The sequence below is a fragment of the Lancefieldella sp. Marseille-Q7238 genome (genome assembly GCF_949152215.1).
In the GTDB taxonomy this organism is placed as follows: Bacteria; Actinomycetota; Coriobacteriia; order Coriobacteriales; family Atopobiaceae; genus Lancefieldella.
Genome location: NZ_OX424407.1, coordinates 535,810 through 548,529 on the forward strand (window position 1 = coordinate 535,810; position 12,720 = coordinate 548,529).

Consider the following 12,720-nt stretch of genomic DNA (forward strand, 5'->3'; position numbering starts at 1 on the left):
TGTGGCGACTTTTACACAAAATTGCGTCATTCGTAATCAGATGTACATCGTGCCGTACAATCAAGAGAGAACACGGGTAAGAAGAACGTGTAATCCATACGCTTCTTATCCGCAGCAGGCACTCCACCCGAAAGGACCTTCGCTCGTTTATGTTTGGCCGTACACCTCAGAAAACCGAAGCACCCAGATATCGCACCCCTCGCTACTCAGATCGCGCTGCCACTGATACTTCTGGCAAAGATACCTCAAACGCGTTCACATCACTCGTTGGGCAGTGGTGGGACCGTGTAATCTCTTCGATTTTTTCCGGCGGACTTGCCAAACAGAGCGCGCAATACCTCGCTCATCAAACCAAACGAGACTACCTCGCCAACATCGTAGGGCAAAGTTCGTGGGGGGCGCTTTTCCCCTTGCTTGCCGTTGTCTGTTCGCAACTCGTCGGCGTTGAGCAGGCGGGACTCTTTTCTATGGCTTTTGTCATAGGCATGCTCCTGCTTTTTGTGGCGCAGTACGGCGTACGCACCTTCCAGGTCTCTGACCTTGACGAGATGCTGTCCTTCTCCGATTACCAGGCACAGCGCCTTTTGTCCTGCCTTGCGATGCTGGCGCTCGGAGGTATGTGGTGCCTGTTTCGCGGCTACGGCGAGCCTATGTTTTCACTATGTACAGGCGTCTTTGTATTTCGATTTGCCGATGGCATGGCTGACGTATACGAAGGAAGACTTCAGCAAAAAGACAAACTGTATCTGGCTGGCATTTCACAGGCTCTTCGGTGCATCCTGGGAGGTATCATCTTTTCCCTCACGCTCTTGATAACGAGAAATCTCACCTGGGCCTCATGGGCAATGGGCATCATCGCAATGCTGACCCTTGTTGCGGTAACCATTCCGCTTGCGCTTCTGGAAACAGAGAAGAGCGCACCTTTAACCATACAAGGCGTTAAGAAAATCTTTGTCCAATGCTGGCCCCTCTTTTTGGGACTCTTTTTGTACAACCTTATTGATTCAATACCAAAGTTCGCTATGGAGGGAACGCTCTCCTACGACAATCAGCTTTATTTCAACGCGCTCTACTTCCCTGCTCATATGATTTTAATGGCATCGATTTTGATATACCGTCCGCAGCTGGTAAGGCTTGCCAATATATGGGAAGATCCCGATTCCAAACATCGGTTTGGACTGGTAGTGCTTGCTATGCTTGGCGTCATCGTCCTCATTACCGCGGCTACTGTTCTTTTTGTTGACCTTATCGGCATCCCTCTTAATACCTTTTTGTACGGCACCGATTTTGAGCAGTATCGAAATCTTGCCCGCGTCATGGTAGTTACCGGCGGGCTTTGCGCGGGCATCGATTATCTCTATCAGATTATTACAATTCTCCGGGCTCAACGCGACGTGACGCGTATCTACGTTATTTCGTTTATTATCGCAATTCCCGTCATATATATGATGGTTGGATTCGACGGACTTAACGGCGCTGTCATCGGCAGCTTTACCACTATGGCAATCCTCTTTTTATTGCTGGTCAGCGACTATATCAGTCTTCGGCGCCGGTATAGAAATGAATAGGCTCGAACACCTGAGTGCCGAGCCTGAATTTCTTACAACCTTTTTCGTTTTAGAAAGAACAGCCGCCACCGATGGTGCATGAGCCGCCGGTCGAAGTGCTGCTGTCCTTCTCGCCCTCGCCCGTGCTGCTAGCGCCGAACGTCTTTTTCAGATACTCAATGATGTCATTGGACTCATAAAGCGCCGTACCGTCGATAAAAAGACAGGGAACCTGACGCTTACCTCCCTCGTTGATAAGACGCTCACGAGACGCCTCATCAGCTTCAATATCATGCAGGGGCAACTTGATGTTGTTGGCGTCCATAAAAGACAGAACCTTATGGCAATACGGACAGGATGGCTTAAAGAAGAGTTCAAGATTGGCTGTAGCCATGATATAGCTCACTTTCTGTCAGACAGCGCATGCGCTGCAATGGTCAAACTATCCCTCGTATACCCGCTTCACAGCAAGCCTTTCAGCGCCGTCTTGCATCTCAGCCCGCCCTCAGCGGCCGATGCTTGCGTTCACCGGAAAATGCCGCCGCATCACCGATGATTCGCCACGTATCAATTCAAATAGCTATACTTGGAATACATCAGAAAAGTCGTTTCGCAGAAACGCCCTGTGCAATGTGCACCTTACCCCTTGCACTTTGCAAAATGTATTTGATGAGGTATTCGAAGGAGAGAATATGTTATTCAACGTCTATGGCGATCATGCCGCTTTTCAGTGGCTTGGTTGGATTGCTGTCTTTGTGGCTCTTATCGTCACAAATGAAATCGCGCGACGCTCAAAAGCCGGCGGCATCTTTATGTTCGTTGTCTTGCCCGTTGCCATGACCATCTACTGCGTCGCAATTGCCGTAGGCGTTGCAAACGGCCAGGAATGGGCTATCAATAACCCTACGAACATCTATCAAAACAGCTGGTTTCACTATGCCAAGGTATACGCAGCCCTTGCAGGTTGTTTGGGCTTCATGGTTATCAAGTATCACTGGGGCGCACTGGGTAAAGCGCATTGGTTTAAGGCATTTCCCTTTGTCATTGTCGCTATCAATATCTTGATTGCCGTTGTCTCAGACTTCGAGAGCGCGTATCACTTCTTTGCGCTTGGTGAGCAGACATGGGTTACCTCCGAGGGAGCCACGCAGGTCGCCGGCTGGAACAACGTATTTAACGGCATCGCGGGACTTTTGAACATCTTTTGCATGACCGCCTGGTGGAACGTCTATTCCTCCAAGGACGGACACGATATGCTTTGGCCCGACATGACGTGGGTCTTCATCATCGCCTACGACATCTGGAACTTCTGCTACACCTATAACTGCCTGCCGCACCACGCGTTCTTCTGCGGCTTCGCGCTCTTGCTTGCCCCGACCGTTGCTAACGCGATTTGGAATAAGGGCGCGTGGATTCAAAACCGCGCTAATACGCTTGCTATCTGGTGTATGTTCGCGCAGGTCTTCCCTGCTTTTCAGGAGAACAGCGTGTTTGTCACGCACTCCGTGCTGAACTACAACACCAACGTCATTGTCTCAGTCATCGCTTTGGTGGCAAACGTTTTGGCGCTCGGCTACATCATCTATCGCTCCAAGATGCAAGACATCAATCCCTACACGCACGATGTCTTCCGCAGCACCCGCGATTACGATCAGGCGCTGGCTCGCGTCGCTCCGGGCGAAATTGACTAGCCGCCACGAGCAAAGTCGCATAACCGCTACATAACGTTTGCTACCGTAATCCAACGGGCAAATGACGGTTCATATTTCACGGTTCTGCTCGCAATTCCAAGCTCGTAATTCCAAGCTCGCAATTCCAAAAAAGTACCACAGTTGTGATAAAAATACTTCACAACTCATGGCATTTTTAGGGGATTTATCACAACTGATGCCTTTTTTAGGAGTTTTCATATCACAACTCATGCCTAAATCTGGAATCTTCTTCTATAGCTCACGCGACTCTTTGAGAAGAATATAGGATTGCGTCATCATCGCGCAGGAGCAACACCTCAAACGTAAGGTAGCCGTTGAGGTTGATCCCCTGCGCAATTACATCCTTGCTGAGGACTACCATCAAAGCTACCTCAAGAAGAACCCAGGAGGTTACTGTCACATTGATGTCAATGCGGCAGGCAAACCGCTCACTTCTGAGGAGTAGCTCTTACTCGCCTTCTCAAATTGTTCACAAGCGCTCAGAGGCATCTGGCGCTAGTTGACAAACAGCGAAACCAGTCCCGAGAGCATCCTGTAAAAAGAAGTTACAATCTTTTCAAAAATAGTGAGTTGGTCGAACTTGTCCTTATAAATCCAATCAGATCCGTCAACGCCCAAAAGGTGATCAATAAGCTCGTTGACCGGATCAATCTTATTGGTATTCTCGCGAGAATCATTTGGTGATTCAGAGTCGTCCTCAGTATCACCCTCAACGTCGCCTTCGCCTTCCTCGCCTTCTTCGCCTTCCTGATCGTCTTGATCCTGATTTTTCTGTTTAAGACTATTCGGAGTGTTATCTTCACCCTTCTTCTTCAGGCTACTCAAAGCCTCATCAGAGCCAAGAGTTACCTTGAACGTCTTGCTCTCGCCGTCTCGAATAACATCAACTGTAACGACATCGCCAATCGAATGAGAACGCACTTCCACCAGGACCTCATCAGAGGACGAAATTTTCTTACCATTAATGGAGACGATGATATCGCCGTTTTTAATTCCCGCTTTTGTCGCTGGCCCTGTGGGATCTGAATCGGCAACATAGGCGCCATAATCGATGTCCAGGTCGTTTGACTTGGCGTTTCGCTCGTTTACCGTCTGCATCGACAGACCCAGATACGCATGGGTCACCTGCTTACCGGAAATAATCTGCCTCGCGATATCCACCGCGTAATTTCCCGGAATAGCAAAGCCTATGCCGGCAAACGACTTGGTATCTGACGAGAAGAGCGTGCAAATTCCCACCAGCTTACCGTTGGAGTCAACGAGCGCTCCGCCGGAGTTCCCCGGATTGATAGCCGCGTCCACCTGAATGAGGTTTGCATACACGGCAATCTCGCCGCTCTCGGTTTGCATAAGGTCCCCGCGGGAAAGCGCTGATACGATGCCGGCGGAAACGGAATGCTCCAGTCCAAACGGACTTCCAACGCTCATCACCCAACTGCCGGGAACAAGCTTAGAGGAATCGCCTATCTCAATGGGAACGATTGAAGTTCCCTTGAAGTCCGCGTGGAGAACCGCCAGGTCAGAAGAGGCGTCATATCCCACAACAGTCGCGTCGTACTCCGTGTTTCCCATCGATACCGTTACTTTTTCGCAATTTTCTATAACGTGATAATTGGTAACGATATTTCCGTCTTTATCAAAGATGACACCTGAGCCTGATCCTTGCTTTCCGTCTTTATAGGTGACATATACCGACACAACCGAAGGGAGAGCCTTGGATGCGACAGCTTCGCTTACGTCTGCATTTTGCCGACTGGCGTTGATGGTCACATCCTGTACGGGCTGATTTGAACCACTCACTGTTACATTGGTAGACCGGTTGACCACCTGTCCGGATTGACCAAAGACACCTGCCGCAAAAAGGATGCCCACAATGAGCGCCGCGCCAATGCCGCCTCCCAGCACACTTACCAGAAAACGAAGCGCCATCCCGCCCCCGCCGCGTTTCTCTGGCGTTGGCTTCGGTGCTAGCGTTGGCTCTTCTGGTTGCCCTTGCGCCTGCACATGCGACATCTCAAGCGTTTGCTCTGCTTGAGGTGACGTCTCTGAAGGCGACACAACGGCGCCGGGTATCTCTGACATGCCGTTTTCGTGGCTGTCCATGATACATCTCCCTTACGTTCTTATCGAACAAACCGATAGGCTGTCACCACATGACAGGACTATCAGCCATCGTTTCTCGTGCGCATACCTCATACTCATACGCATACATGTTATACGCATACGCTTTATGCGCATACTATTCTACAAAAGGATTTCATTTCCATGCGCGCGCGTTACACGCGGAATAGGTAACCGACGCCGCGCACTGTTTCGATATGACCCGCCGCCTGTGGGCCAATCTTGGAGCGAACACGACGAACATGCACGTCAACGGTGCGAGTGCCACCGCAATATTCAAACCCCCACACGCGCTGCAAAAGCACTTCTCGAGAATACGCGCGCGATGGGTGACTTGCCAAAAACGAAAGCAACAAATACTCCATATACGTTAAATCAACCGGAGCATCGTCAATATAGACCTGATACGTTGCAAGGTTGATTTTGATATTGTCTACAATCACCAAATCACGAGAAGTACTTTCGGCCCCCGGCCAAAGCAGCAACGAACAGCGCAAGCTGAGTTCCGGAAGACCCGCCGTCGCGACAATGAAATCATTGTGTCCCTGAGATGGAGGAGTAAAACTGACAAGCGCCTCCAAATCACAAACAAACAGCCGTGGAATGGAGCTGTTTTGCGTACAGAACGCATCAACGGCAGTAGCAAACTCGGACGATAGGCCCTTCTCGTCAATGATAACAAGGTCAAAGGTGCGTCCTGATATCGGTACCTGCGAAAACGTCGCTTCAGTAGCAAGGGCGACAGAAACATCAATCACACGCGTAAGCTCACGCATGCGCTCATGCAGACGCGCGGTAGCTGAAATGAGCAGGATGTTCTTATGGTGCATGAAACTCTCCTCGGAAGCGTACGTTTAGCTAGCGTAGCACAAATGCAGCGCTCAGACGCCCGCGTAATACTTCATACGATCCCAATCGGTCACGGCAATGCAGCTCTCGCGCCATTCCTGCTCCTTGCGCTCACACAAATAGCCAAAGATGTGATCACCCAACGTCTTACGCATGAGCTCGGACTCTTTGAAGCGAACAAGGGCTTCTCCCAGCGTTGCTGGCAGAGGCTCGCCAAAATCGGCGGGATTCCCTCCCTCATATTCAGGAGGAAGCGGGAGTTCGTCCTCAATGCCCTTCAACCCCGCCATCAACGTCGCTGCAAGCGCGAGATACGGGTTTGCACAGGGATCGGGATTGAGAAGCTCCGCGCGCGTGGCAATATGCTTGCCCGGCTTATGCGCAGGAATGCGAACCAAAGCCGCCCGATTCTTGCAGCCCCACGTTGTGTAATGTGGAATAGCCTCGCGATCAAAGCGCTTGTACGAGTTGACCGTCGGATTGGTAATCAACATGAATTCCGGCGCGTATTTCAGAAGGCCGGCAACATAGTGCTGCGCCAACGGCGACAGATGCGCCGGATGACTTGATTTAGGAGCCCAGAACAGATTTTCGCCTTTGTGGTCAAGGAGCGACTCATACAAAAACATCGCGGACCCCGGCACACCCTGCAGGGGCTTGGGCATAAAGGTTGCAAAGACGCCGTGAAGCGTTGCAATGTGACGGATGACCAAACGTGCGGTCATGATACTGTCAGCGCAGCTCACGGCTTCGGAATAACGCAGCTCCACGCCATTTTGCGACGGGCCGGCCGCATGGAAGGAATACTGCACCGGAACGGACATGGCTTCAAGCGCTCGCGCTGTGGCGTAGCGCAAATCATGCGATAAGTCCGCCGAGGCGAGGTCAAGATAGCCCGCATGATCGATAGGGGTTGGGTGCACGCTGTCGGTAAAATAAAAATACTCGAGCTTAGGACCAACGTTCATGGCATAGCCCTTTTCGTCAGCCTTCATAAACGCGCGCTCAAGCACACGGCGCGGGTCTCCCTCAAAAGGTTCGCGCGACGGCGTTTGAATATCGCAAAACACATTGGCGACTGTTTCGCCATCGTTTTCCCAGGGCAGGACTTGAAACGTTGCTACATCGGGAAACGCCAAAAGATCAGACTGTTCATGGGACGCGAAGCCCTCGACAGCGGAACCGTCAAAGCCAATGCCCTCAACAAAAGCCTCTTCAAGCTCCTCCGGCGAAATCGACAGCGCCTTCAGATTCCCCTGCACATCCGTAAAGCAAAGGCGCAAGTAGCGAATGTCGCGCTCTTCGACCGTGCGTAGTATATAGTCAATTTTCTTATCGTCAGTCATAAGTTCCTCCGAGACAGCTGCACAATGCGACACCTATACATTCTCACAAAAATGTTTCGTGACTGTTTCGTCTTTTTGGGACACTACGCTAAAGCCGGCCTCGACTATGCTGAAACTCCATCATGCGCGGATATGGCCGCGTCCGCGTCTGCAATCATCTTTTCGGCAACACCACAGTGTCCGTCTCCGGTTTCATGAGCAGAGCAGCTCTTTGACGAAGCACAGCCGGAGCACTTCCCTCCTTTGAAACCTTTGACCAGCGAGCGGATACAAAAAGCAACTGCAGCTACAACCACAAGCACAACTACAATGTCAATCACGTGCATAACCAAGACCTTTCATTTGCGCGGCAAAAAAATACCACACATGATTTTGATGTTAACTGGAGCAAACTATACCCAAGTGAGGCATACTAATACCTGTAAAGAGTCGCTCACACATAATTCGGTGAGCGGCGGCGCGGCTGGCGTCGCGCAGATTTCTAGAGAAGGGACACCTTCATGGCAAAAGACGAGTACATGCACCTTGTTATTGTGCGCCACGGCGAATCTGAGTGGAACAAGCTCAATCTCTTTACCGGCTGGACCGATGTTGATCTTACTGAGACCGGCCACGAGGAGGCAATCGCAGGCGGCAAGGCTCTCCATGAGGCCGGCTACGACTTTGACGTTTGCTATACCTCCCTTCTGAAGCGCGCAATCCACACGCTCAATCATGTCCTTGACGAGCTCGACCGCAATTGGCTACCCGTTCACAAGACCTGGCGTTTGAACGAGCGTCACTACGGCGCGCTCCAGGGCCTCAACAAGGCTGACGCTGCCGCTGAGCACGGCGAAGATCAAGTTAAGATTTGGCGCCGCTCCTTTGACGTCCAGCCCCCGGCGCTTGAGCCCGGCGATGAGCGCGACCCCCACGTACAGGAAATGTTCCGCGAGGTTCCCAAAGAAGATCTGCCTTACACCGAGTGCCTGAAAGACACTATCGCTCGCGCATGGCCGTATTTTGAGTCTGAGATTAAACCCCAGATGGAAGCTGGCAAGCGTGTCCTCATTGCTGCCCACGGCAACAGCCTGCGCGCTCTTGTGATGCAGTTTGAGCATCTTACTCCTGAGCAAATTCTTGAGGTCAACATCCCTACCGGCATTCCTTGCGCGTACACCTTCGACAAAGACTGGAACGTAGTCGACAAGCACTATATCGGCGATCCGGCAACCATCGAAGCTAAAATTAACGCCGTAGCTAACCAGGGAAAAGTTAAAAAGTAGTTGTTCTTCTCGGCATGTAAGATTGCAACGGAGTCGTATCGTTTGATGCGACTCCGTTTTTGCGTTTTGTGCATCTTGTACGTTTTGACGCAACTCGCCACCCGTGAGCCCTTTCTTAGCAGGTTTTGCAAGCAAGCGAGCAAGCGCAAACTGCCAAGCGCAAGTTGCCCTTACTCTGCCTTTACTCCAGCTCGCGGGAACCGGTATAGAGTTGGTAGTATTCGCCGTGTTGGGCGAGAAGTTCCTCGTGAGTGCCGCGCTCAATGATGCACCCGTGCTCAAGCACCATGATGGCGTCAGCGTTGCGCACGGTGGACAGGCGATGCGCAATTACAAAGACGGTACGTCCTGCCATAAGAGCGTCCATGCCACGCTCAATCAGCGCCTCAGTGCGAGTATCAATACTAGATGTTGCCTCGTCCAGTATGAGGACCGGCGGGTCAGCGATAGCCGCACGAGCAATAGCTAAAAGCTGGCGCTGGCCTTGAGAAAGATTGGCGCCGTCAGAGGTAAGCATAGTCTGGTACCCCTTGGGCATACGGCGAATGAACTTATCAGCGTTGGCTATCTTAGCGGCAGCCACTACCTCATCATCGCTGGCGTCGAGCTTGCCAAAGCGAATATTGTCCGCAATGGTGCCGGTAAACAGGTGCGTATCCTGGAGCACGATGCCAAGTGAGGACCGCAGCGCCGCCTTTTTGATGTCATTTACGGGAATACCGTCATAGGTGATGGCACCGCTACGCACATCATAGAAACGGTTGATTAGGTTGGTAATCGTTGTCTTGCCGGCGCCGGTAGAGCCGACAAACGCGATTTTCTGACCCGGCTTCGCAAAAAGCGAAAGATTGGCAAGAACCGTCTGGCCCTCGTCGTAACCAAAGGTCACATGGTCAAAACGAACGTCTCCGGCAAGCGGGATCTTCTCGCCATCGGGCCTTCGCCATGCCCATCGCTCATCACCCGTATCGTAGCCGCTTGTACGAACCAAGGTAACGCTACCATCATCTACCTCGGACGAGAGTTCCATAACGCCAAAGATACGCTCCGCGCCGGCAAGCGCCGTCATGAGAAAGTTGCCAAGCTGCGTGAACTGGTTGAAAGGCATAGCGGCTTGTCGAACAAAGACCAGATACGAGGCGAGGCTTGCCACATCGGCGTAACCATTGACGGCAAGAACAGCGCCCACAACGGTAACCACGGCATAATTGATGTACGTCAATGACACTGTAATGGGAACCATAGTTGCCACATACATCTGGGCGCTGGTGCCAGCAGCTCGAAGCTCTTCATTACGCTTCTGGAATTTCTTGAGATTTTCAGCCTCGTGATTGAATACCTTTACCACTTTCAGCCCCGAGATGCTTTCTTCAGAGTACCCGTTAAGCGCCGCGAGCGATGTTTGCTGCCTGGCATAATACGCTGCCGAACGTCCGCTTGAATAGCGCGCATACCAAGCAATCAGCACGTCAAAGGCCACGGTAATGATAGTGAGGCGCCAATTCAAAACAAACAGCAGGACAAGCGTGCCAACCATCTGGATAGATGCCAAAACGAGATTGGCAAAGCTGTTATTGAGCGCCTCGGAAATAGTGTCGACATCGTTGGTAAAGTAACTCATGATGTCGCCGCGAGTCTGTCCATCAAAGAATTTCAGGGGCAAGGTCAGAATATGCTCAAAAAGGTCGCGGCGAATGTCAAATACGATTGTCTGGGCTGCTCGAACCATAACCTGCGTATAGCCTACGCTGGCAAGAGAGCCCAGCAGATAGACGACCGCCGTAAAAATCACCAGATGCGTAAAGCCGGAAACATCGCCTGTTCCTACCGCGGTGACGACCGGTTTGATCATATAGGTACCGAGAAGCGCGGCAAGGCCGCTCACGGTCACAAGAAACGCCACCAGAAGCAGGCGTTTCTTCGCATGGTCAAGATACGTTATAAAGCGGCGCAGCGTGTGGCCGACATCTTGAGGACGGGCAACCGCTCCGCGAGAAGCTGCGACTCCGCCTCCCTGAGCAGTTGAACCTCCGCGGTTAGCCATGGCGCACCTCCCCCTTCACCGCAGCAGTCTCCTGCGCATCAGAGCTGTGCAGCTGCGACTCGTACAACTCCCTGTAGATAGGGCTTGCGGCGAGAAGTTCCTCATGCGTTCCTGTCATATGAACGCGACCGTTATCGAGAACGACAATCTGGTCCGCCTCCATAACGGAGTTCACGCGCTGAGCGATAATGATCTTCGTCGTCCCCTTAAGACGCGCGAGACCGCTTCTGATTTTGGCGTCAGTCGCCATGTCAACGGCGCTTGTTGAGTCGTCACAAACAATAATCTTGGGGTGTTTCAAAAGCGCTCGTGCAATACACAGGCGCTGCTTTTGACCACCGGAAACGTTCACGCCACCTTGACCCAAATCACCATCAAGGCCGCCAATACGATCGAGAAACTCATCCACACAGGCAATTCTACAAGCTTCAAGCAGCTCTTCGTCAGTTGCCTGAGAATCACCCCACTGCAGATTGTCACGAACGGTTCCTGAGAACAGAACGTTTTTCTGGAGCACCACGGCCACAGCATCACGGAGAGCAGCCAGATCATAGGCGCGGACATCATGGCCGCCAACCTCAACCACGCCCGTCGTCGCGTCGTAGAGGCGCGCAATCAACTGTACCAGCGTAGTCTTGCCCGAACCGGTTCCGCCAAGGATTCCAACGGTAGACCCGGCTGCAAAAGAAAGCGTAACGTCTTCGAGAACGTCTTCTTCAGCATCAAGGCTGTACTTGAAAGAAACGTCTCTAAACGCAACTGCGCCATCTGAAACCTCAGTCAAACCGTCTTGTGGCGACTGAATGACAGGTACCTCTAAAAGTATCTCGCCAATACGATGCACGCTGGTAATGGCGCGAGCGGTAAGTAGAAAAATGCCGGAAATCATCATGAGCGAGTTCATAATAAGCAGGACATAGCTCATGAAACCAGTAAGCTCTCCAACGCCAAGCGTACCTGCCATAATCATCTGACCGCCAAAAAGCAGGATGGCAACGTTTGCCACATACATGGCCGTCTGAAATGCCGGAACATTCATAACCGATGTACCAAATGTGCGCGTTGCCGTTTGAGCGTAAGCGCCGTTAACAGCGGCAAATCGATCAGACACAAAGCCTTCGCGCACATACGCCTTAATCGCGCGGATAGCGGCGAAGTCCTCCTGAAGCGCCTCGTTGATTTTATCCATGGAGCCTTGGAGCGCCTGGTAGAGCGGACTCACGCGGGTCACAATAAAGACGAGGCAAAGCGCCAGAAAAGGCAGGACAGTAAAGTAAACGAAAGCCAGCTCAGGGCTCATTAAAAACGCCAAAAGGACGCCCATGACCAGCATGATAGGTCCGCGCATAAACGGACGCGTACCCATAGCGACAGCGTTTTGAATAACCGTAATATCGGAGGTCAGACGAGTCACCAGAGAAGACGTATCGAACCGGTCAAGGTTTGCAAAAGCGAAGCCTTGCATGCGGGCAAACTCATCCTCACGAAGGCGCGCACCAAGCCCCATGGCGGCACGAGCCGAGAAGCGCGCGTAACCAATGCCTGCTCCCATGGCGAGAAGCGCGAAAGCAACCATGGCAATACCGTTTACCAGCACCGTTTGCAAATTGGCCCGCATGATACCGTCATCAACGATACGCGCCATCAAAAATGGAATGAAAATCTCCAGCACGGACTCCGCAAACACGCAGAGTCCTGACTTGATAAAGTCGCTGCGATACGCGCCCAGATGTGAAACGAGCACTTTGATGTCGGAAAGCGCCGTAGCGTTTCCAGAAGCCGCAACGACATTGTTCTTCTCGCTAGATGAAATGGTTGCCGTATAAGAAACGTCTT

Annotated in this window: 11 protein-coding genes; 4 read left to right on the forward strand and 7 right to left on the reverse strand. The window is 51.9% G+C overall.

What is annotated here, in order from left to right; genetic code table 11:
• Positions 1-149 precede the first annotated feature (149 nt).
• Positions 150-1,568, forward strand: a complete 1,419-nt coding sequence (locus tag QM016_RS02435) for a lipopolysaccharide biosynthesis protein (protein ID WP_282710054.1) — start codon at positions 150-152, stop codon at positions 1,566-1,568.
• 49 nt (positions 1,569-1,617) lie between these two features.
• Here the strand turns inward: QM016_RS02435 and QM016_RS02440 are convergent, their stop codons facing one another.
• Positions 1,618-1,941, reverse strand: coding sequence for a glutaredoxin (locus QM016_RS02440; protein ID WP_016476717.1), 324 nt, complete (start codon positions 1,939-1,941; stop codon positions 1,618-1,620).
• 298 nt (positions 1,942-2,239) lie between these two features.
• Between QM016_RS02440 and QM016_RS02445 the strand changes: the two genes are divergently transcribed.
• Positions 2,240-3,238, forward strand: a complete 999-nt coding sequence (locus tag QM016_RS02445; protein WP_282710055.1) for a DUF5692 family protein — start codon at positions 2,240-2,242, stop codon at positions 3,236-3,238.
• Positions 3,239-3,536: 298 nt separating this feature from the next.
• Entirely contained in the window at positions 3,537-3,704 is a 168-nt protein-coding gene (locus QM016_RS02450) for a peptide-methionine (S)-S-oxide reductase (RefSeq protein ID WP_282711443.1), read from the forward strand.
• Positions 3,705-3,754: 50 nt separating this feature from the next.
• Here the strand turns inward: QM016_RS02450 and QM016_RS02455 are convergent, their stop codons facing one another.
• The 4 genes from QM016_RS02455 to QM016_RS02470 all read right to left on the reverse strand — a co-directional run bounded on the left by QM016_RS02455 (position 3,755) and on the right by QM016_RS02470 (position 7,901).
• The gene (locus QM016_RS02455; protein WP_282710056.1) at positions 3,755-5,362 is read right to left on the reverse strand and encodes a trypsin-like peptidase domain-containing protein; all 1,608 of its coding nucleotides are present in this window, start codon (positions 5,360-5,362) and stop codon (positions 3,755-3,757) included.
• A 173-nt stretch (positions 5,363-5,535) separates the two neighbouring features.
• On the reverse strand, positions 5,536-6,210 hold the full coding sequence (locus QM016_RS02460; protein WP_282710057.1) for a winged helix family transcriptional regulator: 675 nt from the start codon (positions 6,208-6,210) through the stop codon (positions 5,536-5,538).
• Between the two features lie 51 nt (positions 6,211-6,261).
• Complete coding sequence (locus tag QM016_RS02465; protein WP_016476713.1) at positions 6,262-7,575, reverse strand: glutamine synthetase family protein; 1,314 nt, start codon at positions 7,573-7,575, stop codon at positions 6,262-6,264.
• A 104-nt stretch (positions 7,576-7,679) separates the two neighbouring features.
• The gene (locus tag QM016_RS02470) at positions 7,680-7,901 is read right to left on the reverse strand and encodes a FeoB-associated Cys-rich membrane protein (RefSeq protein WP_016476712.1); all 222 of its coding nucleotides are present in this window, start codon (positions 7,899-7,901) and stop codon (positions 7,680-7,682) included.
• Between the two features lie 174 nt (positions 7,902-8,075).
• Between QM016_RS02470 and gpmA the strand changes: the two genes are divergently transcribed.
• The gene (gene gpmA / locus QM016_RS02475) at positions 8,076-8,840 is read left to right on the forward strand and encodes a 2,3-diphosphoglycerate-dependent phosphoglycerate mutase (protein WP_282710058.1); all 765 of its coding nucleotides are present in this window, start codon (positions 8,076-8,078) and stop codon (positions 8,838-8,840) included.
• Between the two features lie 181 nt (positions 8,841-9,021).
• Here gpmA and QM016_RS02480 read toward each other — a convergent pair whose 3' ends face one another.
• Positions 9,022-10,884 carry an ABC transporter ATP-binding protein gene (locus QM016_RS02480; protein ID WP_282710059.1) on the reverse strand — a complete coding sequence of 621 codons (1,863 nt, stop codon included), beginning with the start codon at positions 10,882-10,884 and terminating at the stop codon, positions 9,022-9,024.
• Positions 10,877-12,634: an ABC transporter ATP-binding protein gene (locus QM016_RS02485; RefSeq protein ID WP_349237898.1), complete on the reverse strand. Its 1,758-nt coding sequence runs from the start codon at positions 12,632-12,634 to the stop codon at positions 10,877-10,879. Before QM016_RS02485 ends, QM016_RS02480 begins: the two co-directional genes overlap by 8 nt.
• Between the last annotated feature and the right edge of the window lie 86 nt (positions 12,635-12,720).

Bases quoted from the DNA above. Each gene is read 5' to 3' on its own strand.
- QM016_RS02435 (WP_282710054.1), top strand. From the start codon at position 150: ATGTTTGGCCGTACACCTCAGAAAACCGAAGCACCCAGATATCGCACC.
- QM016_RS02440 (WP_016476717.1), bottom strand. From the start codon at position 1,941: ATGGCTACAGCCAATCTTGAACTCTTCTTTAAGCCATCCTGTCCGTAT.
- QM016_RS02445 (WP_282710055.1), top strand. From the start codon at position 2,240: ATGTTATTCAACGTCTATGGCGATCATGCCGCTTTTCAGTGGCTTGGT.
- QM016_RS02455 (WP_282710056.1), bottom strand. From the start codon at position 5,362: ATGGACAGCCACGAAAACGGCATGTCAGAGATACCCGGCGCCGTTGTG.
- QM016_RS02460 (WP_282710057.1), bottom strand. From the start codon at position 6,210: ATGCACCATAAGAACATCCTGCTCATTTCAGCTACCGCGCGTCTGCAT.
- QM016_RS02465 (WP_016476713.1), bottom strand. From the start codon at position 7,575: ATGACTGACGATAAGAAAATTGACTATATACTACGCACGGTCGAAGAG.
- QM016_RS02470 (WP_016476712.1), bottom strand. From the start codon at position 7,901: ATGCACGTGATTGACATTGTAGTTGTGCTTGTGGTTGTAGCTGCAGTT.
- gpmA (WP_282710058.1), top strand. From the start codon at position 8,076: ATGGCAAAAGACGAGTACATGCACCTTGTTATTGTGCGCCACGGCGAA.
- QM016_RS02480 (WP_282710059.1), bottom strand. From the start codon at position 10,884: ATGGCTAACCGCGGAGGTTCAACTGCTCAGGGAGGCGGAGTCGCAGCT.